At 41.8% G+C, this 26,969-nt stretch carries 20 protein-coding genes; 10 read left to right on the forward strand and 10 right to left on the reverse strand.

Annotation, left to right across the window (positions count from 1 at the left end; all coding sequences use genetic code 11):
• Positions 1 to 29: 29 nt before the first annotated feature.
• A complete protein-coding gene (locus tag ACQEXS_RS05965; protein WP_427009760.1) occupies positions 30 to 1,586 on the reverse strand; it encodes a methyl-accepting chemotaxis protein in 1,557 nt (518 codons plus the stop codon).
• A gap of 238 nt (positions 1,587 to 1,824) precedes the next feature.
• Here ACQEXS_RS05965 and ACQEXS_RS05970 point away from each other — a divergent pair, with 238 nt between their 5' ends.
• Genes ACQEXS_RS05970 through ACQEXS_RS05995 form a run of 6 tightly spaced genes read left to right on the forward strand, consistent with a single transcriptional unit; the run spans position 1,825 to position 8,400 of the window.
• Positions 1,825 to 2,739, forward strand: coding sequence for a protoglobin domain-containing protein (locus ACQEXS_RS05970; protein WP_427013153.1), 915 nt, complete (start codon positions 1,825 to 1,827; stop codon positions 2,737 to 2,739).
• A 9-nt stretch (positions 2,740 to 2,748) separates the two neighbouring features.
• Positions 2,749 to 3,111 carry an STAS domain-containing protein gene (locus ACQEXS_RS05975; RefSeq protein ID WP_367989590.1) on the forward strand — a complete coding sequence of 121 codons (363 nt, stop codon included), beginning with the start codon at positions 2,749 to 2,751 and terminating at the stop codon, positions 3,109 to 3,111.
• Complete coding sequence (locus tag ACQEXS_RS05980) at positions 3,105 to 3,530, forward strand: anti-sigma regulatory factor (protein ID WP_427013154.1); 426 nt, start codon at positions 3,105 to 3,107, stop codon at positions 3,528 to 3,530. Before ACQEXS_RS05975 ends, ACQEXS_RS05980 begins: the two co-directional genes overlap by 7 nt.
• The gene (locus ACQEXS_RS05985) at positions 3,530 to 4,114 is read left to right on the forward strand and encodes a SpoIIE family protein phosphatase (RefSeq protein WP_427013155.1); all 585 of its coding nucleotides are present in this window, start codon (positions 3,530 to 3,532) and stop codon (positions 4,112 to 4,114) included. Before ACQEXS_RS05980 ends, ACQEXS_RS05985 begins: the two co-directional genes overlap by 1 nt.
• Positions 4,107 to 7,280 (forward strand): response regulator, encoded by a 3,174-nt coding sequence (locus ACQEXS_RS05990; RefSeq protein WP_427013156.1) that lies wholly within the window; start codon positions 4,107 to 4,109, stop codon positions 7,278 to 7,280. Before ACQEXS_RS05985 ends, ACQEXS_RS05990 begins: the two co-directional genes overlap by 8 nt.
• Entirely contained in the window at positions 7,273 to 8,400 is a 1,128-nt protein-coding gene (locus ACQEXS_RS05995; protein ID WP_427013157.1) for a response regulator, read from the forward strand. The genes ACQEXS_RS05990 and ACQEXS_RS05995 overlap by 8 nt, the downstream gene beginning before the upstream one ends.
• Before the next feature lie 68 nt (positions 8,401 to 8,468).
• On the opposite strand, the gene ACQEXS_RS06000 is transcribed toward ACQEXS_RS05995, so the two are convergent.
• The 4 genes from ACQEXS_RS06000 to ACQEXS_RS06015 form a co-directional block, all read right to left on the reverse strand.
• Positions 8,469 to 8,849 carry a cystatin domain-containing protein gene (locus tag ACQEXS_RS06000; protein WP_427013392.1) on the reverse strand — a complete coding sequence of 127 codons (381 nt, stop codon included), beginning with the start codon at positions 8,847 to 8,849 and terminating at the stop codon, positions 8,469 to 8,471.
• Positions 8,850 to 9,041: 192 nt separating this feature from the next.
• Positions 9,042 to 9,383, reverse strand: a complete 342-nt coding sequence (locus ACQEXS_RS06005; RefSeq protein WP_367989595.1) for a DUF3316 domain-containing protein — start codon at positions 9,381 to 9,383, stop codon at positions 9,042 to 9,044.
• Between the two features lie 267 nt (positions 9,384 to 9,650).
• The gene (locus ACQEXS_RS06010; RefSeq protein ID WP_427013158.1) at positions 9,651 to 10,073 is read right to left on the reverse strand and encodes an Hsp20 family protein; all 423 of its coding nucleotides are present in this window, start codon (positions 10,071 to 10,073) and stop codon (positions 9,651 to 9,653) included.
• A gap of 114 nt (positions 10,074 to 10,187) precedes the next feature.
• The gene (locus ACQEXS_RS06015; protein ID WP_427013159.1) at positions 10,188 to 11,282 is read right to left on the reverse strand and encodes an HD-GYP domain-containing protein; all 1,095 of its coding nucleotides are present in this window, start codon (positions 11,280 to 11,282) and stop codon (positions 10,188 to 10,190) included.
• A gap of 124 nt (positions 11,283 to 11,406) precedes the next feature.
• On the opposite strand from ACQEXS_RS06015, the gene ACQEXS_RS06020 reads away from it, so the two are divergent.
• From ACQEXS_RS06020 to ygjK, 4 genes are all read left to right on the forward strand, one after another.
• Positions 11,407 to 15,378 carry a response regulator gene (locus ACQEXS_RS06020; protein ID WP_427013160.1) on the forward strand — a complete coding sequence of 1,324 codons (3,972 nt, stop codon included), beginning with the start codon at positions 11,407 to 11,409 and terminating at the stop codon, positions 15,376 to 15,378.
• Between the two features lie 55 nt (positions 15,379 to 15,433).
• The gene (locus tag ACQEXS_RS06025) at positions 15,434 to 17,170 is read left to right on the forward strand and encodes a methyl-accepting chemotaxis protein (RefSeq protein ID WP_427013161.1); all 1,737 of its coding nucleotides are present in this window, start codon (positions 15,434 to 15,436) and stop codon (positions 17,168 to 17,170) included.
• A 406-nt stretch (positions 17,171 to 17,576) separates the two neighbouring features.
• The gene (locus ACQEXS_RS06030) at positions 17,577 to 18,563 is read left to right on the forward strand and encodes a cytochrome-c peroxidase (RefSeq protein ID WP_367989600.1); all 987 of its coding nucleotides are present in this window, start codon (positions 17,577 to 17,579) and stop codon (positions 18,561 to 18,563) included.
• A gap of 682 nt (positions 18,564 to 19,245) precedes the next feature.
• The gene (ygjK, locus tag ACQEXS_RS06035; protein WP_427013162.1) at positions 19,246 to 21,933 is read left to right on the forward strand and encodes an alpha-glucosidase; all 2,688 of its coding nucleotides are present in this window, start codon (positions 19,246 to 19,248) and stop codon (positions 21,931 to 21,933) included.
• 62 nt (positions 21,934 to 21,995) lie between these two features.
• Here the strand turns inward: ygjK and ACQEXS_RS06040 are convergent, their stop codons facing one another.
• From ACQEXS_RS06040 to ACQEXS_RS06060, 5 genes are all read right to left on the reverse strand, one after another.
• Positions 21,996 to 22,886, reverse strand: a complete 891-nt coding sequence (locus tag ACQEXS_RS06040) for a hypothetical protein (RefSeq protein WP_427013163.1) — start codon at positions 22,884 to 22,886, stop codon at positions 21,996 to 21,998.
• Positions 22,887 to 23,344: 458 nt separating this feature from the next.
• Complete coding sequence (locus ACQEXS_RS06045) at positions 23,345 to 23,539, reverse strand: DUF2986 domain-containing protein (RefSeq protein ID WP_427013164.1); 195 nt, start codon at positions 23,537 to 23,539, stop codon at positions 23,345 to 23,347.
• 112 nt (positions 23,540 to 23,651) lie between these two features.
• A complete protein-coding gene (locus ACQEXS_RS06050; RefSeq protein WP_427013165.1) occupies positions 23,652 to 24,872 on the reverse strand; it encodes a quaternary amine ABC transporter ATP-binding protein in 1,221 nt (406 codons plus the stop codon).
• A complete protein-coding gene (locus ACQEXS_RS06055) occupies positions 24,865 to 25,764 on the reverse strand; it encodes an ABC transporter permease (protein ID WP_367989607.1) in 900 nt (299 codons plus the stop codon). Before ACQEXS_RS06055 ends, ACQEXS_RS06050 begins: the two co-directional genes overlap by 8 nt.
• A gap of 94 nt (positions 25,765 to 25,858) precedes the next feature.
• A complete protein-coding gene (locus ACQEXS_RS06060) occupies positions 25,859 to 26,848 on the reverse strand; it encodes an ABC transporter substrate-binding protein (protein ID WP_427013166.1) in 990 nt (329 codons plus the stop codon).
• Positions 26,849 to 26,969 lie beyond the last annotated feature (121 nt).

Here is a 26,969-nt window from a genome sequence, read left to right on the forward strand (position 1 = left end):
GGGGCTTTAATTGTGCTCTAAATGCTTGACTAAATACGTCTGAACTGTCCCACTAACTTACCTTGAGACTCTAAATTTTCTACCAGCCCTTGGCATTCATCTCTCGTATCGCTTGCAAGAATATTGGTAGCTGCACAGACTTCACTAATGGATTGCACGCTCGAATTCATGTCTTCGGTTACTCTCGCCATCTCTTCAACGGCAGTGGCTATTTGTCCGTTTCTGTCAGCAATATCGGAAACTTGAGTTAACATGACATCCAATCGCTCTCCGGATACCGTTGCGCTATCCACACATACATTGGAAAGCTGAGTGCCGTCTTCCATTGCACTCACTGCTTTTTGGGTACTGGTTTGGATCAACGTGATGATATTTTGAATTTCTTCGGTTGATTCATGGCTGCGTTGTGCCAGTTTTCTTACTTCGTCGGCAACAACAGCAAAACCACGACCTTGTTCTCCTGCCCGTGCCGCCTCAATTGCCGCATTCAATGCAAGTAAATTGGTTTGTTCAGCGACCCCTTGAATGACTTCGAGCACTTCCCCAATAGTGCGGCTATGCTCAGCAAGTTGCTGAACCACATCAGATGCATCGTTCAATTGCTGGGAAAGCATGTTAATTGAGTTAATGGTTTCCTCTACGGCATTTTTACCTTCCTCTGCTGCTTGATTTGCCTGATCAGTGGCTCCTGAAGCAATTTGAGCGTTTTGGGCAATTTCATTGGCTGTGGAGTGCATTTCGTTGATCGCCGCGGCAACTTGTTCTGTTTCAGCGGTTTGTCCTTGTAAATTAACCGCGGTCGTATTGCAATTATCAGTGGATGATTGCGCTGCTTGAGAAACTTGTTCATTGGAATCTTGAATCCGTCCAACAACCGCATTGATTTCTGATTGGCGCATTTTCAACGCGAGTTGTATTTCCGAGATGTCATCAACATGTTTGGTGTAAACAAGTTCCATTAATGGATTGTCGAATACTTTACGAGCCTCGCCTGACAGTGCTTCTAGGCGGCGAGTTAGGTGGAAAACGCTCATGATGCTAAGTGCCAAAAACACCCACACGCCCAAACCAGATAAAAAGCCATCGACAATTGAACTGATGATGGCAGCAGGGATCATCATCGCAGCACAGCGTTGCCATAAACGTGTTCGTGGTAGTTTGAGTTGGGTAGGGGTTTTCCCTTCACGAATCCGCTTATATAACTTTTCTGCATTTTCAACATTTTCTCTTGTTGGACATAGCCTTACCGATTGGTATTCAACGGTTTTTCCGTCACTTTTAATCGGAGACGCAAATGCATCAACCCAATAATGGTCACCATTTTTACAGCGGTTTTTCACCATCCCCATCCAAGATTTACCCGCTTTAATGTGTTCCCACATGTCCTTGAAGGCTTCAGGCGGCATATCTGGATGACGCACAATGTTATGAGGTTGCCCTATGAGCTCTTCAAGTGTGTATCCCGCTACTTCACAAAACTCTTTACTTGCATAAGTGATATGACTGCTCGGTGATGTGATAGAGAGCAGGTTATAGCTTGGTGGGTAAGTTACCTCTTTTTGCGTAACCGGTTGATTTACACGCATAGTTGCCTCTTAACTGTATTTATTTTTTGAGAGTCACCGCTTGCCAAATGAAGATGAGCCTTTATTTATTAATTGTTATTAGGTCGCATCTATATTTATAGACGCAGTTGATAACGAACTCAACTACAAGTACTTGTTAGTGCTTTTAAATATTCATGAACTACTATTAGTACAAAAGTTTAATTTGACGTTAGTTTTGTTTTAGAACTGACCACCGATAATTAAAGGGAGTGTTTGTATGACCAAACAAGTGAACTTTGGGAGCACGATGAATGCTGATGACATGCTGAAACTGCACGACTTAACGGAAGCGGATTTAGCGTTGATTCGGAAGTTTGGTCAAATTATCGTGCCAAAACTCGATGAGTACGTAAAACACTTTTACGATTGGCTAGAGCAAACACCTGAATATACGCAATTTTTTAATGACACCCATAAACTCAAAAGAGTACAAGACTCGCAGGTGAAATATTGGCGTACCTTTTTTGAAGCAAAGGTGGATACGCAATATTTAAGAGAGAGGGTAGATGTTGGGGAGGTTCACGCTCGAGTTGGTTTGTCGCTCCCCAGCTATTTTGCTGGCATGAATATGTCGATGGTGATTTTTACTAAACGTTTGTATGACGGAAGCTTATATAGCGACGAATACAGTTCGCTCGTGACAGCATTTACTAAGTTACTCCATATGGACACGACCATCGTTGTTGATACTTACTCTCGACTGATTAATAAACGGATTGCCGAGCAGAGTGAAGCACTACTTGCTATGTCTACGCCGGTTACTATGATTTGGCAAGACATCCTTATGCTGCCTATTGTAGGCATCATCGACTCAAAACGTGCGCAAGACATTATGAGTGCGGTCCTCACTAAAATTTCTGAACATCGAGCTAAGATTTTCATCATGGATATTTCCGGTGTTGCGGTTGTTGATACTGCCGTAGCCAACCACTTCATTAAGATCACTAAAGCGACCCAATTGATGGGCTGTGATTGCCTTGTATCTGGTGTATCCCCTTCTATTGCTCAAACTATGGTTCAACTGGGGATTAATGTGGGTGAAGTGAAGACCAATGCGACACTGCGTGATGCATTAGAAACGGCTTTCCAAATTGTTGGCCTGAATGTTCAGGCATTAAAACAGCTATCGTAGAGTTTGGTTATGTCTCAATCCATTGCAATCAATCAACTTAATCACGCTTTAGTTGCCTCCATTCAGATCGATTTAACCGAGTCTGCGTTGCGTGAGTTTAATCATGAGTTATTGACTAAATTACAATCGACTCGTGCTAAAGGCGTGTTGATTGATTTGTCTGATGTACGGACTTTTGAGCCACAGGATTTTTTACGTTTGCTTGATGTAGCAAAAACAGTGTGTGTCATGGGGCGGCGCTGTCTTTTCGTCGGCTTACGGCCGGGTGTAGTAATTGGGTTAGTTAATTTAGGACTGGATTTGCCAGAGCTTCGTTGTGTCGCCAACTTAGATGATGGATTAAGCCAAATTAAGGATGACAGTTTATGGTAGCAGAGCAGGCCATCAATATTGAGTCCAAAGAAAATCATTGTGTTGAAAGTGAATCTCAGGCGATGTCGACTGTGATGGCTTCTTACATTTTGGGGCGCAATCAAGGGTTTAGCGAAAATATGGTCAGTGAGATCGCGACGGTTGTTTCAGAACTTGCGATGAATATTGTGAAGTACACCCCTGGAGGAATGATTGAGCTCGCCGTCGTTAAACGCGGTGAAGTATCAGGAATACAGGTTGTGGCGGCAGATAGAGGACCTGGGATAAAAGATATAGATGAAGCGATGCAGGAGCATTTTACCACTGGAAACTCATTGGGTATGGGGCTTCCAGGTGTGAAACGCATGGCGGATCAGTTTGAAATCGAGAGCGAACTTGGCGTTGGAACAATTGTGACGGTCACAAAGTGGAGGCTCTGATGGGGTTTGAATACTGTGTAAGAGTCGTACCTTACTTTGGAGAGTTGGAAGCTGGTGATGGTGTTGTGGTGTGGGAGGCACCACAAGGGTTACTGGTTGTCGTCATTGATGTTTTGGGGCATGGGCAAAATGCAGCACAGCTTGCGCGTCAAATGGAACACTATATTCAAGACAAAGCCAGCATGGATATCGAATGGTTAATGAGCCAGCTGCACAAATATTTTATTGGAAGCATTGGTGCGGCTGCAACGATGGTATTTTTTAATCACGAGACCATGACGTTTAAAGGGGTTGGTATTGGAAATACATTATTGCGGAAATGTGCGGAACCCATGCAATCTTTCCATGCTCAACCGGGAGTTGTCGGCGAGTTATTACCCACCTTAAGACCGTTTTCTTCTCCTTTTAGCTCTTCTGAATCTTATTTGTTTACCACCGATGGCATTAAAGAAAATCTAGACTTTGACCAACTACGGGGAGCATGCCATGGCTCACTTAGTCACCTAGCAGCGTTTCTAATTGATAACTTTAGCAAGCGACATGATGATGCAACGGTAATCGCTGTGAGGTATCACGATGGTTGAAGATGTACATTTCTCGATGAAAAATGATGAGTTGAGTAAGCTCGCATTACGGCGAAAACTGACTCAATTACTTCAAGTCTATGGTTATTCTGCTGAAGAGCAGGACACTTTTGTTCTTTTGTCTGGGGTCTTACTCGCACACCTATTTGAGCACGTAGATGAACTCAACATGGGTATTCAATTGACTACACATGCAGCGATCATTTCTGAATATTCGGCAGGAACGTCGGCGCAATCTTTTGATATTCCATATATGGATTTACATTGTAAAGGTGAAGTAATTCAATGGTATATCCCCGCCAAGCAAGCACTGAAAGAATCGGATGTTTTACTTATTAGAGAGCGGTTTGTAGAGAAAAGCCGAGATGAGCTGATGCTTGAGTTGAAGTCTAAGAATGATCAATTGGCCGCTCATCAGGCGGGTTTAGAGCGTGAAATTGAGCTACGAACTCAAGATCTACGAGCAAGTGAAGAATTATCCAGAACCATTATTGATGGAGCACCTTCCAGTGTTGCAATCGTCGATAGCCAAGGCACTGTGCTACTTTGGAACAAAACAGCTCAAGAGATTTACGGGTACGAAAAAGATGAAGCGGTGGGGCAGAATTTACTCGAACTATTGAGCATTGAAGTCCCTCCGATGTTAAAAGGCGTACTCGATGTACCATTAAAAATCGAAGACCAAAAGCGGGTGAGTGGTGGCTTTTTTGAAGTGGAAACGTCAACACAAACGGGCAAAAAAGTGCCCATCGATCTTGGTATCTCGATATTTGAGCTAAATGGTCAATGTCAGGCGGCGATGTTTTTGCGTGACGTGACGGCGAGAAAAGTCGTAGAGAATGAACTCAATGAAGCCAGAGCAAAAGCGGAGGAAGCGGTTGAAGTCAAATCCATGTTTCTGGCGAACATGAGTCATGAGATCAGAACGCCGATGAATGCAATTATCGGTATGTCTCATTTGGCGCTTAAAACCGAGTTAAGTCCAAAGCAACATGACTACATCTCAAAAATTCATAACTCAGCGACCTTACTGCTTGGCATTATTAATGACATTTTAGACTTCAGCAAAATTGAAGCGGGTAAGTTGTCGATTGAGACCATCGAGTTCTACCTTGATGATGTCTTCCACAATGTGTCTATGGTGACGGGTCAGAAGGCTTTTGAAAAAGGGTTGGAGCTTTTGTTTGATATCCCCAGAGGGATACCCAAAGTGTTATTTGGTGATCCACTTCGACTTGGACAAATCATCATCAACCTTGTTAATAACTCCGTGAAGTTTACAGAAAGTGGCGAAATTACCGTTAAGGTTCGGGTTATTCAACACATAGAAAGTAAAGTCGAACTGGAAATTGAAATTGCCGATACGGGTATCGGTATGACAGAGAAGCAAACTAAGAACCTCTTTCAGGCGTTTACTCAAGCGGATGGGAGTACAACAAGAAAATATGGAGGCACAGGTTTAGGGCTTTCGATATGTCGGCGTTTAGTAGAGTTAATGGGTGGCAATATAAGGGTAGAAAGTCGCTATGGTGAGGGGAGTCAGTTTATTTTTAATATCTGGCTAGGTATTGATCAACAAGTAGTGCAAAAGCCTCGGATTGTGCCAGAGACCCTAACAGATGTGAAAGCTTTAGTTGTAGATGACAATGAACATGCTTTGCTGATTATGGAAGATCTATTAGATGTTCTTCCTCTCGCGCCGGCGCTTGCCAATAGTGGTCAGCAAGCATTAGATATTTTGCAGCAAGCGAGTAACCAACAAGAGCCATTTAACTTAGTGTTTATGGATTGGAACATGCCAGTGATGAACGGTATTGAGACTACTGAACAAATACGTTCTAAGTTACCTGCCGAGCATCAGCCTAAAGTTGTGATAGTAACGGCTTATGATAAAGAAGACATTGCTGATGACAATGAACTGTTAGATCTATCAGGGTATTTGGCTAAACCTGTCGGAGAATCTTATCTTTTTGATATGTTGATGAACCTATTTTCACCTGAAAAAGGGAAAGCTTATCAACCAAGAAATAAACCTCTTTCTGAACTTGACCATACTGATTTTTCTAATGTGAATGTGTTGTTGACTGAAGACAACGAGATTAATCAGCAAATAGCCATTGAGTTGATGGAAGGGAAAGGGTTATCTGTCACCGTTGCAAATAACGGACAAGAAGCTTTAAACCAGTTGCAATCCAGTATTAAGCAACCACCTTTCGATATCATTTTTATGGATTTACAAATGCCAGTGATGGATGGTTATGAAGCTAGTAAACAAATTCGCTCTCAACCTGAATATGACGATATTCCGCTTATAGCAATGACGGCTCATGCCATGGTTGAAGAGAGAGATCGCTGTTTGAAACTGGGAATGAACGATCACGTGTCAAAACCGATTGATCCAGAAGTATTGTTCCAAACCATTCGCAAGTGGTGTGAATCGAAACTAGGAACAGTGACACTTGAAAGTTCAGCTAATCAAATAGCACCGGAAAAGGTAAATGCTGATGATGTAAAGCCAGTCGTGAATGCGCCTTTGGAACTCAAAGACGTCACCTCTTTGGATTTTCGTAATGGTATGTTGCGTGTGGCAGGTAATGAGAATCTGTATAAGAAACTACTGTCACAGTTGATTGATAAAGAGTTTAATTTTACTGACAAGCTAGAGATTGCGTTGGAGAAAGAAGATTATGAATTTGCAGAGCTAACCGCGCATACCTTAAAAGGTTCTGCGGGCAATTTAGGCGCAGTTAGGCTAGCCGATATGGCCGCTAGGCTTGAATCTGAGTTCGCTCGTAAAGCGACATTTGATGACGTAAAACCGTTATTAACAAAGGTTAATAAACATATCGAACAGCTCTTTAGTGAGTTGTGTTCTGTACTCCGTCGTCCACTACCATCGGTAGATAAAAAAGATGAGCTAGATACAGAAGCGATTTCGATTATCCACCGCCTAAATATGCTACTCAATGACTTAGATGCCTATGCAATCGAGTTTCTTGACGAGCATTACCATCACCTCAATACTTTACTTAAATCAGAGGATTTTGAGCTGTGCTGCAAACACATCAATGACTGTGATTTTATTGCTGCGAGTGAATCGCTGCGAAAAGCAGCCAGTATCTATCCATTAGACTTGGATAGAGTAAATGGAAGTGAGTATGAATGAAGAAAAAGCAACTATCCTTGTGGTAGATGACAATTCAGAAAACAGAGCTTTGTTAAACGGACTGCTTGCTTCGACGTTTCGAGTTCTCATTGCCACCAATGGTATGCAAGCGATACAAGCATGTAAAAAACACCTACCTGATATCGTCCTATTAGATATTATGATGCCAGAAATGGACGGGTATGAGGTGTGTCGACGTCTTAAACAAGATCCTGAAACAGAGAATGTTCCGATCATTTTCTTAACTGCAAAATCTCAGATAGAAGATGAGCAACGTGGCTTTGAAATGGGAGCCGTAGATTATATTTTGAAGCCTATCAGTCCACCTATTTTACTGGCTCGTGTCGGGACACATCTTAGATTGAAAGAAGCCAGAACTGCTCTAGCGAGGCAAAACGAGGTTCTAGAAGTTAAAGTTCAAGAGCGAACTCATGAACTCGAAGAAATCCAAAATGCGACAATGATGGCAATGGCGTCTTTAGCTGAAACCAGAGATAACGAAACAGGCAATCATATTCGTCGTACACAACAATACATTAAAGCATTGGCAGATGAATTAGTCCTTGAGGGTAAGTTTCTTGAGGAGTTAACGGAAGCGAACATTGCGACAATTTATAAGTCTGCGCCACTGCATGATATTGGGAAAGTAGGGATTCCTGATAGTGTGTTATTGAAGCCAGGGAAGTTAACTAACGAAGAGTTTGAAATCATGAAATCTCATACCTCATTAGGTAAAGACGTAATTGAAACGGTAGAGCGTTCGATTGATTTTCAATGTGATTTTTTAATGTATGCCAAAGAGATTGCCCATTATCATCAAGAAAAGTGGGATGGTAGTGGGTACCCTGAAGGACTAAAAGGTAATGAAATTCCGATTAGTGCAAGGATGATGGCAATTGCTGATGTGTACGATGCGTTGATCTCAAAACGTGTTTATAAGCCCGCGTTCCCTCACGAAAAAGCTGTAAGTATTATTGAAGAAGGGGCAGGCCAACATTTTGATCCTGTGATGGTGAAAGCATTTCTCGCTATCGAGCAACAATTTAAGTCAATTGCAGAAACATACAAAGATGACGATCTTGAAGACGGTATGGACATATCTTTAGATAGGGCAAACTAATCCTGAGGGGTTACGAGATCAGTAAGTTGTTAAGAAAGGCTCCATTGGGAACCTTTCTTATTTAAAAACTAAGGGCAAAGGTGACCTTGTTTAGCTACTTGGATCATCTTGTAATTGCCTTGCAAATCACGATACACAACGGTATTCCAAACTTCGTCGTTATCCAAGGTAAACTCAATCGCGTAGTTCAAACCACTGACAACTTGGGTGCGAACTTCATTGATTTCTTTTACTTTTGCTGCGGTATTCATTTGGCTCATAACGGTATCTAACGCTGACTGTACTTCAGGCGTGACTTTCGAAATGTTCCAGCCTCCGGGCATGTTCTCTTTTATTTGGCACATTGGTCTGTTTGGTGTTATTTGTACTTCAGCGGGTTCCGGTGCTTTTTGGTTGCATCCTGCCAAAACCAGCGTACCAATGACTGATACAAGTAAGACTTTCTTCATCATATTTCACCTAAATAAGTGTGCTTAAACTCATCTTATAGTGTTTTTGGTATGCAAGTTTGTACTAAAAATGAGATTTTTATTGGTTCATTTAGATGGGAATGTATTCTTTTTGAATGGATAACTCGGGTGAATGGGTAGTCGCCGATAGGTTCGGCGACTACGGGCAAGGTAGGCTGTGGTGATACGATATTAGTCGTTATCGCGGTATTTATATTGGTAGTCGACGTTGAGTATTGCTCGATATTTCATATCACCGAGCTGTTTCGAGTACTCTTCAACGCTCAATTTCATGTCATCGATCTTGATGCTGTTGTACTGCAACGTATTTTCGATGATACCGAGTTTGTTACGTAATTCTGATGCAGGCATGGTTCTTAAAGTATCCATCATTTCGTAACCAGCATCATACGCTTCTTGTTTAGTTTGATACTCGTTTGATTTGAAAGAACGATCCGAATGTGTCGTTGAAATTGCCGCAAAAACTGATGAGCTCATTAATAGGGCAGAAAGCAATAAGATTGTCTTTTTCATAATATTTCTCCTGTGCGAGTGACAGAAGAGATATTACTCCCAAGAATGTAAAGGATCAGTCAAGGTATGTAAGGTTTTTCCTAGTTTGTGTAAGTGTATTCCTAACAAATGCTGACAAAATGTCATGAGTAAGTAAAATACCACATAATCATCTAAAATATTGGGGAGTGTGTTGGGTTTTGGTTTTGATTGGGTCAGATATGCTAATTGTGTTCGAGAATGTAGCAAGTTCTCCTCCTTCTTTTATCGAGAAGGAGGAGTGATATATCAGTTAATTTCAATCCTATTTGGCTCCTCAATAACATGGTCTGGTTTTGGTACAACAATAACTAAAACGCCTTCTTGATACTCGGCGTAGATATCCTCCCAAAGTAAATTTTCGCCTAATGTGAAACTTCGAATCATTTTTCCTTCATAACGTTCTTTATGGATTACTCTGTTGTTGTCGGAGCTTTCAATTTGCTTGTTAGTACATGCTTCTAATGTCAGTACACCTCTTTGGTAAGTAATTGATATGTCTTCTTTAGCAACCCCGGGTAAGTCCGCGATGATCTCAAAAGCGGTTTCTTTTTCTAGTACATCGACTCTTGGAGAAAAACTATCCATATCATGACGAGGACGAATAGCCGGAAATGCATTGTCAAATAGGCGATAAAAGTCAGCCCAGGAGTCTCTTGGTATTAAGCTCATCTTCTCCTCCTTAAACGCTATTTGAACGTGGCAATATAAGTTTAGAAGGTATAGCAATGGAGGAAGGAGAAATAGAGTGACGCTTGATCTTGATCAAGCATCAAGATGTTTATATCAACTGTCGCTAAACTCTGATGCAATTTTTACAAATAACGCTTCTTGTTCGCAGAAAGCTTCGATGAGTTCAGGGTCGAAGTGGTTGCCAGAACCTTTCAAGATAATTTCGCGTGCATCTTCATGGGTCATAGGATCTTTATATACGCGCCGACACCGAAGGGCATCGTATACGTCGGCGATTGCCATCATTCGAGCGCTTAAAGGAATACTCTCTTTAGAGATACCTTGGGGATAACCAGAGCCATCCCACTTTTCATGATGGCCATAAGCAATTTCTTTGGCGACGGAGATCAAATCGGTTTGGGCACCTGAGAGCGTTTCTGCTTTTTCAAGTGCTTGTAGGCCAAGTGCCGCATGGGTTTTCATGATCTCAAATTCTTCATCGGTAAGTTTTCCGGGTTTTAACAGAATATTATCTGCAATGCCCACCTTGCCAATATCATGTAGTGGTGCTGCTTTAAAATAGCTATCAATAACTTTGGGGGTTAACGTATTTTTGTACTTCGGTTTAGTCGCTAAATGTTCGGCAAGTAACTTCACATAATGTTGCGTTCTTAAAATGTGGTTGCCTGTTTCAGGGTCCCTTGTCTCAGCGAGACTTGCCAGTGCAAACACAACTGCGTCTTGCATTCTGTCCAATTCCGTCGAACGTTTTACGACTTCCTTTTCTAGGTAACCATTTTGATCGCGCAGAATATCTTTAGAACGTTTATTTTGAAGGTGCGTTTTTACACGTGAACGCAATAAAGGGATACTGACGGGCTTGTGTATATAATCAGCAGCGCCTAGTTCAAACCCCAGCTTTTCATCTTCAGGTGTGTCTTTACCGGTTAAGAAAATAACCGGGATATGCTGTGTATCGGGGTTATGAGTAATCACCCGTATTACATCGTATCCGGTTAGTTCGGGCATTACGATATCAAGCAGGATCAGGTCTATGTCGAATTTTCTTAATATATCCAGCGCCATTTGTCCTGATTTCGCTGCTTTAATCTGATAACGATTAGCGAGTCCTTGGCTCATAAATGCAAGGTAGTCTGAAGAATCGTCGACGATTAACACTGTGCAATCGCTGAGATTTTCTATAGGCATTGGTGTCACCCTCGATTATTTACTGAAAAAATCATCTAAACGTCATTTACTTACTACACTTATCAATAACTATAGACAACCTAAGTAGTAATGCGGCGATAATTATTAAGTTTAGGTGGGCTCAATGCGATCAATCCGCACATTATTTACAATTTTATTTTTAGCCATGGGATTAAGCTCGTTAGCTATGTTTGCAATCAACCAGAAGGTTGGGGATCTGCGTAGCGAAAGTCGCTATTATCAAAATGAACTGCATCTTTTTTATCGGCTTTCTCAGGAGCTAAAACATAGCTCTGATCATCTTACGAAATTTGCACGAGCTTATAGTGCTACCGGGGATGAATACTGGGTCAATATGTTCAATAAAGTCCTCGATGTTCGTAATGGTGTACTCCCTATTCCGGAAGGGAATGAATATGAATACTGGGACGTCATTATTCATAATAAGAAGGCAGAAATTGCCGCACCTGTTCATGAAAATATTCCGCTTCTTGATCGGATTCGCCAGTCTGGCATCGAAGCCGTAGAGTTTTTGGAACTCAAGAATGCGCTGGCACTATCGGATGCATTAGTGGATTTAGAACGTGAAGCATTTATGGCAATACAAGGCTTCAAAAAATCTGAAAATGGCAGTTTTATTGATACAGGGAAGCCAGACTTAGTACTCGCACGTCAGCTTTTATATGGTGATCAATATTTTAGTGAAAAGTCGAAGATCATGGCGGCAATTGGATCAGCACATAAATCCATTGTTGCTAGAATTGAAAACAAAATATTAGAAGTCGATGAAGAAGAGCGCTTTTATCAAACCCTGAATAATGGACTGCTTGGTTTATTGCTATCAACGATCGGTTTGTCGTTTATTCTGCTCTGGCGTTTGTACATCAGTCCTTTAAGCCAACTGCTCAAAACGGTTGTGAGTCAGGTTAAGGAAGAGAACTATGCGTTTACCATAACGCAAACGGCCTATGCAGAATTACAGCGCTTTATCGATAGCCTCAATGTGGTTTTTCATCATATAGGTCAGCAATTAAGTCACAATACGTTGGTCAAAGACTTCAATATCATCATGCGCACGAATCATTCGACCCAAGCGCTTTGTCAGGAAGTTTGCCAGTTTCTGCTTCACCAATTTCCAGTGCAAATGGTGGGGGTGTACATTTTCCAAAATGAAAAGCTTCATCGAGTATCTGGAGTTGGCTACGGAGATAATGCTATCTCTGAATATACTGATCCCGCTTCGACTCAAATGAGCGTACTACTCTCAGGGAAACCACATTCCATGAAAGGGCTGGAAGGAAAATACTATGTGGAATTGAATGGTGGACAGCTTTCCTTTAATGAACTCTACTATTTACCATTGTACGTGAATCAACAGCCTGTGGCTCTGCTCGAAATTGGTGCCATTGAACATTTAACCGAGCAGCAGTACCAGTGGTTAACCCAAATGTTGGATGATTTATCTGTCAGTATTCAGCTCAGCCAAAATGCTGAATTACAACGTCAGGCAGAGCAAAAAGTCTTAGAGCAATCTCAACTTAATCAAGAAATCCTTAATGCCACACCAAACCCTATGTATTGCTTGTCTCCTGAAGGCAAGTATCTCTCTGTAAATGCGAAGTTTTGTGATTTAGTCGGTCTGGTACCAGAACAAGTTACAGGCAAAACACCGAGTGACATTTTTAGCCCTGAAACTGCTGAGAGTTTTGCTACTGCCCATAAAGAGTTGAGTGCAGATTCTCTAAATAAAGATTATGAACTGTCGATGGTTGATGCTGAAAATGAACGCAAAGATATGTTGGTGTACGAAGCGTCATTTAGAAATAACAAAGGTAAGGTGTCTGGTATTGTCGGTTTGCTGCTTGATCTAACTGAACGCAAGCAAATGGAGTTAGATTTAAGAGAGGCCAAGGAAACGGCAGATGCCATGAGCCAAGCGAAAGGGGACTTCCTTGCCAATATGAGCCATGAAATTCGTACGCCAATGAATGCCATTTTAGGTATGGCGCACTTGGCACTGAATACTCAGTTAGATGAGAACCAACATAAGTATGTTTCTCGTATTAACGAGTCAGCGAAAAACTTACTGGGCATTATTAATGACATTTTGGATTTTTCTAAGATTGAGGCTGGTAAGCTGAATGTAGAAGAGACTAGCTTTAGTCTTGATGAAGTGCTCGACAATGTTACCAACGTCATCTCCCTTAAAGCCCATGAAAAAGACCTTGAATTCTTATTGGATATTGACCCTAAAATCCCTCCAGGTTTAGTTGGAGACCCGTTACGACTTGGCCAAGTCATTGTGAATCTTTGCGGAAACGCAGTGAAATTTACTGAACAAGGTGAAATTGTTGTAGCCGCTCGATGTGAAACAAGAACAGAAGACGCGGTAAAACTACGTTTTACTGTTCGTGATACTGGCATCGGTATTCCCGAAGACAAGCTTGACTCGTTATTTGCGTCATTCAGTCAGGCTGACTCAAGCATCACTCGTAAATTTGGAGGGACAGGGTTAGGGCTGAGTATCAGCAAGCAATTGGTTGAGTTAATGGGAGGAGACCTTTCAGTTACGAGCAAACAAGGTGTTGGTTCTGTATTCGAATTTACCATTTTGTGCGGACTGCAAGAGGCAAAAATGCGGGATATCTCGAAACCCATAAGCCATTTGGCTGGTAAGAGTGCTTTGGTTTTGGATGACAATGATTCTGCCCGTAATATTTTAACCACCTTGTTAGATGCAATGCATTTTAAAACCAAAGCGGTAAGCAATGCATTTGAAGCGATTGATGAAATCAAGAGCCGTCATTTTGATTTACTGTTCCTAGACTGGAATATGCCAGGAATGAATGGCATTGAGACGGCAGAGCGAATGAAGAACCTTGGAATCGGGGAGCAAGCCAAGATCTTCTTAGTCACTGCATATGGTCGTGAGCTTTCGCTCAGTGATGAAAATTCCAAGCTATTTGATGGCTTAATTGTTAAGCCTGTAAACCCTTCAAACTTGCTCGATGCAATAATGAACGCATATGGGCTTGAACATGTTCGTAGTAATACAGATCGCGCACTAAACGAAAAACCATGGTTTTCAGGTGAGCAAGTGTTGCTGGTGGAAGACAATGTTGTCAATCAAGAGGTTGCACTTGGTTTACTAGATGAAGTGAACGTTAACGTTGTCATTGCCAATAATGGTCAGGAAGCGTTAGACCGTTTATCAGAACAAGCGTTTGACATAGTGCTCATGGATATGCAAATGCCCATTCTTGATGGGATCAGTGCGACTAAAAAGATTCGAACAATGCCTCAATTTAATGAGTTGCCTATTATAGCAATGACGGCCAATGCAATGTCTTCAGATGTGGAAAGATGTTTGGAAGCTGGTATGAACGATCATGTTGCTAAACCAATCAGTGTCAACAATCTCTATAAAACGTTAAATAAATTTCTTCAAGCTAGTGAAAGCTCGATGATCTCAGAACACCCTATATGTTCTGAAAACAGACCCGCATTAACTAATGAGGACTCTTCTTTACCTATCCTTTCCGATATGGATGTTGTGGAAGCAGTTGAAGCAATTGGGGGCAATAAAAAACGTTATTTAGAGATCTTGCAACACTTTCTTGAAGGGCAAAGTGAGGAACTTAACAAGCTCAATGTTTTGATAGAAAAAGCGCAATGGGAGGATGCTTCGAGGCTTCTTCATACACTAAAAGGCGCCGCATCCAATCTAGGTGTTAACCGGATCGCAGATCTTGCTATAGAAATGGAAGAGTTGGTCGATAGAGAACTAAGGCCGCCCACAAAGCATATTGAGCAAGCGCAACAGTATTTAGAAATCCTGTCCACTCAGTTAAGTGATTGGCTAGCAGGGCAAGATCAAGAAGAAGATGAAGATTGCGCTGATGCTGCAGAGTTATACCACAAGCTGGTTAAATGTGTGGAAAACTTTGATGCAGAAGCCATTCTTGTAGTACAGAAAGCAAAAGGGTGTACTTTTTGGAGTGATGTGCAGAAAAAACAGTTATTAGCTGCTGTGGAAGATTTTGATTTTGAATTGGCGAAAAACTTATTAGATGAGTTTCCTAAGCCTACGGAGTGATCGAAACCAAGACAGTAATTTACATCGCAATGGTATATTTGTTAGGGAAAATGAAATGAATATAAACAACACAATGAAGCTGGTTTTTGCTGTGATTGGAATTGGTATCATCATTAGTGTCGTCTCAGTACTCCAATTGAATGGATTATTGCAGCAAGTAGATAAAATGGCACAAATCCGCTACCAATCTTATCAAGCAGCAGATGAACTGCGCCAAAGCTCAGATGATCTAACCCGTTTAGGGCGAACTTATGTACTTACCGGGGATGATGGCTATGAAAAAATGTACATGGATATCTTAGCTATTCGAAATGGTGACAAACCAAGACCACAAAACTACCACACAATTTATTGGGATTTGGTCATCAACTACGGTCAGAAACCTAAACCTGATGGTGGTCGCGTATCGTTGCAAACCATGATGGAGGAGTTAGGATTTAGCGAGCAAGAATTTAGATTGCTTAAAGAAGCTCAAGCCAATTCTGACGCACTCGTACAGATGGAAGTTAAAGCGATGAATGCGGTGAAAGGATTGTTCCCAGACAATAGCGGTAACTATACCGTGAGAGGTGAGCCAGACAAAGCAATGGCAGCAGAGCTGCTGCACAGTAAAGCTTATCATCAGGAAAAAGCAAAAATCATGGCGCCTATTGATAAGTTTTTTGTCGCCTTAGAGCAAAGAACGTCTGAACAGTTTTCTGATGCAGCCAACCAAGCAAAAACAATGGTATTGATCGGAAATATTTCGTTAATCGTTGTTTTGGTGCTCGCGGTTATTGGTTATGTGTTAGTGAATCGTAAAGTTGTAAATCCGATCGACCAAATGGCAACACTACTCAAGCAGGTTGATGATGACTCTGATCTCACGTTGCGTGTTGATGACAAGAGTAATAATGAGCTAGGTGTGATTGGTGTTTCGATTAATAAAGTGTTAGATAGCTATGCGACCACGATTCGCAAGATAAACGAAGTAAATAGCACTATTTCCCATATCTCTGACTCTATCGCTAGCATTACGGACAAAAATGCAGATGTTGCCAACCAGCAAAATCAAGAAATGGAAATGGCTGCAACAGCCATGGAGCAAATGACTTCTGCTTTGGCGAATGTGGCTGAGAGTACAACCATGGCAGAAAACTACGCGGGAAGCGCGGAGCAAGAAGCCAGTACTAGTAAGCAAGTCTTTGATAAGACTACAAGTGAGTTTGGTGACTTAGAAGGTGAATTTGGCCGAACTTCAGAAATTATTAAGCAGCTTGCTGAAGAGTCAAAAAATGTCGGAAATGTATTGGATGTAATTAAAGCGATAGCAGAACAAACGAACTTACTGGCACTGAATGCTGCAATTGAGGCTGCGCGTGCGGGTGAGCAGGGACGAGGTTTTGCGGTAGTTGCGGATGAGGTTCGTTCTCTGGCTCAACGTACGCAAGACTCCACCGGTGAAATTGAAGGGATCATTTTAACCTTGCAAGAGAAAGCTCAAGAGTCTACCAAAACGATCGAGCAAAGTGCCGATAAAATGCAATCGACACGTTCGAATATGGGCGTCGCTAATGATGCGTTAGGTAGCATACAAGGTTCTGCTACGGAGATTCATAAACTCAATACCTCGATTGCAGCTGCGACAGAAGAGCAATTAAAAGTAAGTGATGAGATATCATCCAACCTTTCTAATATTAAGTCTCTTTCTAATGAAATTGCGGATGAAATCAATCGCCTAGAGCCGATTATCGTGGACTTAAAAGATAATGTAACAGGGCTTCAAGGGGCTATCCAACATATACGGACATAGTGTATGAGTAGGGGGGGCGAAGGCGCCCCCTTGTTATTATCCGCGAGAGAAAAGTTTATCGAGGGAAAATTTCACTTATATACCAACCAAACATGTTGATCTCAATCACATAACCTACGTCTTTCACAGTAACATTTGTGATATGTAAAATTGACCTTAATCAAACAAAGTGTTGCTACTATTTGTTGAGAAAATGTTATTTGGGTTGTTTCTAATTTGCGACGGGAATGATTAATCAAGGAGTATCTAAATTAATAATTTCTTAACATCTATTTTTTTCATCAGCTTCATCGCTTTTTTGAGTTTTCTTCAAGTTCCACTTTGCCTTAACTTCCTGTGGTAAGCGCACCAACCAAGAAGTGCGCGATTTGAGTGAGGGTAAATTAACCTCAGAGAAGGAAGTCACATGAAGCACACTATAGCAATGAGCATCTTGCTCGCAGTGTCTTTCGGGGCATCAGCTGATAGAGCGGTCGAAGAACCGATAAAAGCAATAGAACCCATAGAAGGTCTAAACACGCAAAAAGTGGAACTGGGCAAAGCGCTCTGGTTCGAGCCACGTTTATCGGCATCGAATACCATTTCGTGTAACTCTTGTCACAACGTGGCAACTGGTGGTGTGGATAATCTCCCAAGTTCCATCGGGCACAAATGGTCTATTGGTCCAATAAACTCTCCAACAGTTCTCAACTCAGATATGAACTTTGTTCAATTCTGGAATGGTCGAGCAAAAGATCTGCAAGAGCAGGCAGCAGGGCCAATTGAGAACCCGTTGGAAATGGCTTTTACTCATGAACTCGCCATCGACACCTTGCAGTCTATCCCGCAGTATCGTCAATGGTTTAAGGAGGCTTATGGTAAGGAAGCATTCACGATTGATGAAGTAACCGACGCCATAGCCATGTTTGAAAAAACGCTGAGAACACCAAATGCGCCATTCGACCTGTGGCTAAAAGGGGACGATAGTGCGTTAACGGCCAACCAACTGGAAGGTTATCAGTTATTCAAAGCGAAAGGGTGTACCGCATGCCACGCTGGTCCATTAGCCGGGGGGCAAATGTATCAGAAAATGGGGCTGGTAAAACCATTTGAAACTGAAAACCCTGATGTTGGTAGAAAAGCCATTACTGGTAATGAGTTTGATAAGTTTGTGTTCAAAGTTCCAACTTTACGGAACGTAGAACTGACTTACCCATACTTCCATGATGGTTCGGTTTGGGACTTACAAGAAGCGGTTGAACTTATGGCTGATATTCAGCTTGGTCAGAAACTAACAAAAGGAGAAGCGAGTAAAATCACTGACTTCTTAAAATCACTGACTGGAGAACAACCTAAAGTCACCTTACCGCATCTGCCACCATCTACGGTAGAAACGGCCAGACCACAAATCTAATGATTACCTTTGCTTGCGAGCCCTTCCGATTTGGAAGGGCTTTTTTTATGCTGCTTATTTTGTGCTCAGATCTGTTATTTAATTGAATATATAACAGCCAATATAAGATAAAGTTTGAAATCGATTCAATAATTATATTGTAAAATTAACGATATTAAATTTCTAATTAACAGTTTTATTACCGTAAAACTTCATCTTATTATATTGTTGATATTATCTTTATTGCCAACTTAAGTTTATATTGAATTAATAGTAAGTAAATGTGACCTGTGAAGCTTATTTTTCCATTTTTTTAATATAGATTATTCTCCAATTTGATGACAAGAATTACGAAAATGGATATCTATTTATGCTGTGAATGATTTTTATTAATACCATCATGTTTATAATGGTGTTATCTATTGTCATTTGCTGATGACAGTTAAATCTAGGTTTGTCTTTGACATGTCGTGCTTTCTGCAACAACTGTAGAGTTAGTTTTATTTAACCTGTTTTGTATGAGGCTTTGACTTATCAATTATATTGATAATAAATAAATGATAATTGAAATTAATGTTCTTGTTGATATATAAGAACAAATAGAAAATAAAAATAAAAATAAATATTTATTAATTTACCATATCTACTGAAGTTTAATTTTAACTTCAGCGGTTAACTATAAATAAAATAACGGAAATAATATATGTATAAAAGAAAAACGCTTGCTGTCTTAATTGGTGCTTCTATTGCTCTTGTGGGTTGTCACGAAGAACAAAAAATAAAACTCCCACAAGCTCCATCATCTGAATTTACTAATATTATAGATAGAACAGGTGACCCACAATTTTTACGTGACTATGATGAGTATTCAAATCTAAAATATAACGCCTTTGTTGATAATGGTGCATGGCATGGTCATTTGTTGCCTGAAGATGAGAAGGGGTATGGTGCATTTGGTGGCATTATGCAAGTCACTCAAGAATACGCGCATTTTATGTCTGGGCAAGCATTTGACAAATTAGCAATTACCGATGAAGAAAGTGGTAAGAGCTACGATTTATCTCAAGCTGATGCAGAAATTTATTCAATTCCTGGTGCCTTAGTTCAGATATTAAAGCTGAAAGATCTGCGCGTTCAGATGGTATTACGGTTTGTCACTGATAGAACTTCTTTGTTGGAAACTAAAATCACCAACCTAACGGATGATGATATGCAGTTAGCTTTGTCATGGAATGGTGAGTTAGTTGAAAATGCGCGTTCTGATCAAGCAGACAAAACAGTGGATGAAATGTATCCACAATATCAACGAAAAATTAGTCCCATTAATAACGGCATCAAAATTAATTTTGGTGAGATGAAAGATAACTGGGCGATCCGCAATGATGCTGATGCTGAGTTTCGTATCGTCCGTTCAATTGCGAACCAATCAACGGCAGACGGCATTTCATTTTCCTCTCATGCAGAGATTGAAGTCGACGATGGCGATACATTGACGTTCTATACCGCTTATTCCAACCTTCATAATTCAGTTGAAGTATCCACAGAGCAAGAAAAACTTAAAGACGTTTTCAAGAAGCCGCAAAAATACATGGATAAGTCTGAGAAACGTTGGGACAAATACCTGAAGAAAGGTTTAACGAACAAAGATGCGACACCGGAGCAAGAGCGCGTTGCTGTAAAAGCAATGGAAACGTTAAATGGCAACTGGCGCTCTGCGGCTGGTGACATCAAACAAGCTACAGTTACGCCTTCTGTGACCGCACGCTGGTTCTCAGGCGCATTAACTTGGCCTTGGGATTCTTGGAAGCAAGCGTACGCCATGGCACACTTCAATCCAGATGTTGCAATGGACAACATTCGCACGGTTTTCCAAAATCAAATACAAGCCGATGATCCTATTCGCCCACAAGATGAAGGCTATCTACTTGATGTGGTGACTTATACTAAGCCTGAGTCTCGTGGTGGTGCAGGGGCCGAAAACTGGAATGAACGTAATACCAAACCTTCGTTAGCAGCATGGGCAGTCATGGAAGTTTATCATGCGCTAAATAACCAGTTTGAACGTAAAGACGATGCTCAAGCTTTCATTGACGAAATGTACCCTAAGCTGGTTGCTTACCATGATTGGTGGTTAAGCAATCGCGATCACAACCAAAATGGCATTCCTGAGTACGGCGCTGCCGTTGACCCAGCTCATAACACTGATGATGGCGTGATGTATGTGTGGGTGCAAACACGAGACCCTAACTTTAATACGATTATTGATTCCAGCGATATCATTGCGACAGATGGGGATTGGTATCAGGTCAAAGGTATGGCAGCGTACAATAAGATTTTGGATGATGTGGACTATATGAACCTGTCTGTCGGTGCTCAGGAAGCGGCGGGTTGGGAATCTGGTATGGATAACGCGGCACGCTTTGGTTTTATCTACAATATCCACGATATGAACGAGCAGGCTGAAGACATTAATAGCCCAGACCAAACGATTGACCAGCTTGGGCGTTATGCTGCTAACGCGTACGGCTTTGATAATTCGATGACTTTAAATGGTAGTGAATGGGAATACGCGAATGTAACCCCTGAGAACCAAGCTAAGCTAGAGGCGGCGAAGAAAGATTGGGAAGTCCGTTTTGCAGAAAACCGAGCGAGCAATAATGATCCAGCGCAGCCACTACTTGGCTTCTCTATGCTGCAAGAATCGGTTGACCAAGCATCTTACATGTATTCAGACAATAAATATCTGGCTGAAATGGCAGGATTGGTTTCTGCAAAAGTACCGGGTAAAGAGCGTGCTCAAGAGTTTTTGGATGGTGCTGGTGAAATCAAAGACTACATCAATAAATGTATGTTTGATGAAAGTACAGGGTTCTTCTACGACATTCATCTAAATGTTGCAGCAGACGGCACAACACCTCAACCGCTGGCGAATGGTTGTGCTGGTGAACCAATATTAGCACGTGGTCGTGGCCCTGAAGGATGGTCACCGCTATTCAACGGTGCGGCAACTCAGGAGAATGCAGACAAAGTGATTGCGGTGATCCGAGATCAAGACGAGTTCAACACTTCTGAAAAATATCAAGGTGTAGGCGTGCCATTCCCGACCGCTTCTCAAACTAACCCAGCATATGGTAAAGACATTTACTGGCGTGGAAGAGTATGGCTGGATCAGGTTTATTTCGGATTGAGAGCGATGGAAAATTACGGTTACAAACCAGAAGCAATTTCGATGGCGAATGATGTTTTCAATAACGCGCAAGGGATGACAGGAAACATGCCAATCCGCGAAAACTATAACCCAGAAACCGGAGCTGTTCAGGGCGCTTCTAACTTCTCGTGGTCAGCAGCTCACTTATATATGATGTATAACGATTTCTTTAAACATCAATAAACGAAATTGATCGATAAGGTGTGTATAACTAAGCCCTTCCGTTTTGGAAGGGCTTTTTTATATTAGATTAGATGACCTTGGTCAACGAAGAGAACACCTGAGTTGTTATCTGCATCTTCGTAGCTGTATACCGCAAATTCACTTGCGTTGAAGCCGTTTTGAGTGAGGTAATCTGATTGCTCTTGTGTCATTGTTGTTTGCTCGACAAACACATCATCGTCAATCGTAACATCGATATTTGAAAGGATAAGGCCCGCATCTTCGCCGTTATTTTCTAATACTGTTGAGTCTACGGTCAGTGTTGCACCATCAGTACCGATGACAGCCTCAATGCCTTCAAAGGTTACCTGATCCGAGTCACCGTTCGTTGTTAGCGTATCAAAACCTTCATTACCATCGACGTGACGTGTCACATCAGCAATAGGTGCAGTCAAACCATCCACATGAATTTGGTCGCGACCAGCGCCAGCATCGATAGTATATTCAGTCAGGCGGTCGTATGAACCAGGGCCTGATGATTGCATTGTGATGATGTCGTCACCATTACCCGTGTCAATTTGGAACAGATGGCTCCAAGCCGGATTGGTACTAGTACCTGCTTCAACAAAAACGTTAACGACGTCAACCGAATCACCTTCTGACGTATCAATTTGACCACGTTTTGCATCAGAAATATTGATAACCGTTGCAACATCATTGTTAACAGTCAAGTCAACGTCAACAAAGTTTGATACGTGGACAACAGTTGCGTCAGTTTCAACGCTCACTTCTTTTGAGTAAGCACCATTCCATTCATTAGAGTGGATACTAAATGTTGCGCCGCTGTTTTGCGAAACAACGCCGTGTCCTTGGTAAACAGGGATGTTCGGATCAATAGAGAAGCTATTGTCGTCATTTAAGTTAGCTGAAGAACCAGAACCGTCAAAGTTAGTAGTACCAAAATTAATACGCATGTTTATGTCCTATAGCGAGGGTTATTTTTCAGTCGCGATCATCCATGGAACAAATCTTTGTGGGGGAAAAGTATTCGAGTCAGATCACTGATATAACGGATATTAATGGAAGTTGGTTTTTGATCTATAGAATCGCTTATATTTGGTACGTCATTTGGTACCTGAAAGAAAATCAATCAAAAGCATTAGGTGTGGCGTATTTTATCGCTTGGTACTTATAGCGACAAAGCATAGAAAGCTTGATGAGAACAAGTTTTGGTGATGGTCATTTATCACTAGGTAAGAATTGTTTTGTAATAATTTAGTTTGTTTGATATTTGGGTCTTAGGTTTGTTCTTTGCGTTTTGATAGGTTGGATAAAGAGGGTGGAAAGGTAATACTGGTACACGTTGTTTAACTGTGCTAACCGTTTATTTATTGTATTTGTTATTAAAAAGCCCGCATGTTGCAGGCTTTCATTATTCGGTTGGTGTTTCTGGTTGTTGCTGAATATCTGATTGCTCTGTAGACGATAACTGCTGTGTCTCTTCAGCTTCAAGCTTGGCACGCTCTGCTTTTGAGATATAGCGTGGCTTATTACTTTTATGAAGCTTGGCATTTGCCTTCTTCTGTTTTTTCTTCAGAATTTGGTTAATTTTCTTTTTTCGGTTCATCGTGTTTGCCGCTTCGTTTTATTGGGCGAGTAAGATACCAGAAGTTGTGGAATGGAAACAGAAGTAAAACGCCAGCATTTGCTGGCGTTTTTATGTGTATGGCTCTTTTGACCTACGAGGCCTTATCCATCTTTGGCGGAGAGTCTTCTTCCGTTGTTTCTGAGAATATTTCAGCGACTGCAGAACGCTCTAATTCGCCTTGCAGGTTACCGTCATCGTCAACAACAGGCAGTGAATAGTCACTGCACATGGTTTCGGTTAAGACCTCTTCAATAGCGGCAGATGGAGAGACTGCTGGAACTTCCTCGTAAAGGGTTTCACAAAACTCTTCAGCAGAATCTTCTTTAACTGCATCGATTAGGCTCTCTTTGGTGACGAGTCCTTGATAACCATCATCAGTGACATGGTAGCCGTAATCTTGTTTTGACTGCTTCATTTGTGTCAACGCTTCTTGAATCGTTGATGCTGTGATACGTAATACCGGAGGTTGCATCACGGTTTCTACCGTAAGTGCACGTGCACGGTTTACATCTTTTACGAAAGCTTCAACATAATCATCGGCTGGATGCAGCAAAATCTCATCAGGTGTTCCTTGCTGTACCAGCTCCCCATCTTTAAGAATCGCAATTCTATCACCTAAACGAAGTGCTTCATCTAAATCGTGGGTAATGAAAACAATAGTTTTATGTAACTTGTCTTGTAACTCGATCAGTTGATCTTGCATTTCACTACGGATCAATGGATCGAGGGCTGAGAATGCTTCATCCATAAGCAATATCTCTGCATCGGTACATAGAGCACGAGCCAAGCCAACACGTTGTTGTTGACCGCCTGAAAGCTGAGAAGGGTACTGTTTTTCGTATCCTTTTAGGCCTACCGTTTCGAGCCACTCACACGCTTTTTCGTGACGTGCATTTTTATCAATGCCTTGGATTTCTAAACCGTAGGCAACATTTTCCAACACAGTTCTATGCGGCATTAAGCCAAACCGTTGGAAAACCATGGACATTTTATGACGACGGAACTCTTCGAGCGCCTTCATTCCAAGGCTCATTACATCAATGCCTTCAACCAAAATTTGCCCTTCGGTAGGATCGATTAGGCGGTTGAAATGACGAATGAGTGTCGATTTTCCTGAGCCAGATAGCCCCATAATGACGAAAATCTCACCCTTATTGATTTGTAAGTTGATGTCTTTAAGACCAACAGTGTGTCCTGTTTCTGCTAACACAGCATCTTTTGATTGGCCTTCTTTGACCCGAGACATGACCGATTTAGGTTTGGCTCCAAAGACTTTATACAGGCCACTAATTTCGATTAATGGTTTAGTCATGCCTTAGATCTCCAAGATGTGCTTGAGTACGTTTCGCGTAAGCTTGAGATGCGCGATCGAACAGTATTGCCAAAGCAACAATCGCAAAGCCGTTAAGCAAACCGAGCGTGAAATATTGGTTAGTAATAGATTTAAGAACTGGTTGACCAAGGCCTTTCACCCCAATCATTGAGGCGATGACCACCATTGAAAGTGCCATCATGATGGTTTGGTTGATTCCTGCCATAATTGTTGGCATCGCAAGAGGTAGCTGTACGCCCCACAACCGCTGTTTCTTATTGGCGCCAAATGCTGTGGCTGCTTCAAGTACTTCTTTATCAACGAGGCGGATGCCAAGGTTAGTTAGGCGAATCACAGGTGGAATCGCATAGATCACAACAGCGATAAGGCCGGGAATTTTACCAATGCCCAAAAGCATAACCACTGGGATAAGGTAAACGAAGGCTGGCATGGTTTGCATGACATCAAGCATCGGTGTAACGATGGACTGGACACGGTTTGAGCGTGCCATTGCAATACCAATAGGAATCCCAAGCACGATAGATAATAAGGTACAAACCGTAATGATACTCAGCGTCCGCATTGTGTCTTCCCACATGCCGAAATAGCCAATCAGAAGTAAAGACACGAAGCACCCGACAGCTAATTTCCAAGAGCGGCTAGCGGCATAAACGAGTGCGGTACAAAAGCCGAGAATAATAAACCAAGGGGTTGAAATCAGAAGCTTTTCAAACCAGACAAGAAAGGAAAGTAGGGGGTCGAAAAAGGATTCGATGAGTTCACCGTATTCTCGTGAAAAATCACGGTAAGCGCCATCGAGGGTTTTGCGGATTGCGCGTAGGTCAGAGCGTTCCATTTCAGGAAAACTGCTCCACCAACTATTGTTAGACATACAACATCCTTATAAGACCGGAGCGATGAGTCGCTCCGGTTACTGCTATTAAAGTTATGCTAAACGGTTACTGTTAAGTTTAGTCGAAAGGGAATTACAGTGCCTGTTGCACTTTTTTCACAGCATCTTCTGGTAGCCATTGAGTCCAGATTTGTGGGTATTTTTCGAGGAAATAATGCATCGCTTCTTCTCCATCAGCTTGATTATCTTCCATCCAAGCAAGGAGTTGGTTCATATCAGCATTGGTAAAGCCACGCTTAGTAAAGTACTGATAAGCTTCTGGTGCACGAGTAGCAAATTTCTCGGTTGTAATGGTATGGACTGGTGATGGTGGATACATTGTCACTTTAGGAGATTCACATTCAGCTTGCGTTGTGCAATTGACGAACTCCGCTTCATCAACGCCACTGCCAAAGTCAATTTTCACCATGTCATATTTACCGAGTACAGCGGTAGGGGCCCAATAGTAACCAAACCAAGGTTCTTGGCGCTCATAAGCTTTTGCAATTGAGCCAGAAAGACCAGCACTTGAGCCCGGATCTACAATGGTGAAACCAGATTCATCAAGCTTCATCGCTCTGAATAGGTTTCCTGCACTAATTTGGCAATTCCAGCCGGCTGGGCAGCTGTAAAAAGCGAATTGATCAGGGTCTTCTGGGTGTTCAAACAACTTAGCGTGTTTTTTCACCCCTTCAATGGTTTTGATTTCAGGGTATTTCTTTACGAGGTAAGCGGGTACCCAAAAGCCTTCTTCACCACCATCCGTCAGTGCTTTACCTGCATAGCGTAGACGCTTCTCAGCTACGCCTTTATCTAAAGCATCTTTCAGGCTGTTGCTCCACAATTCTGGAGCAACGTCTGGTTGACCCTTTTCAACCATGGACGTGCCGGTAGGCATGGTATCGCCGGGTATAAGTTCGGCATCACAGCCATAACCATGTTCTAAAATGAATCGGTCAATGTTGGCAATAAGAGTTGCAGAATTCCAATTCATATCGGCGATGGTTACGTCGCCACAATCGCTTGCATAAACGTTAGTTGCACTTGCACCTAAAAGCAGAATGGCTGCTGTTGCGTATTTCATTTCGAGGTTCCTTTCTAATGATTGCTTAATTAGGGTAGCGAAGAAATAATTTGAGTTCAAATGATTATTCTGTCACTGAGGTTCGGAAAAGAACAAATAACTGGTCAATTAGCTTTATATA

The organism is Vibrio sp. TRT 17S01, assembly GCF_050113695.1.
Lineage (GTDB): Bacteria > Pseudomonadota > Gammaproteobacteria > Enterobacterales > Vibrionaceae > Vibrio.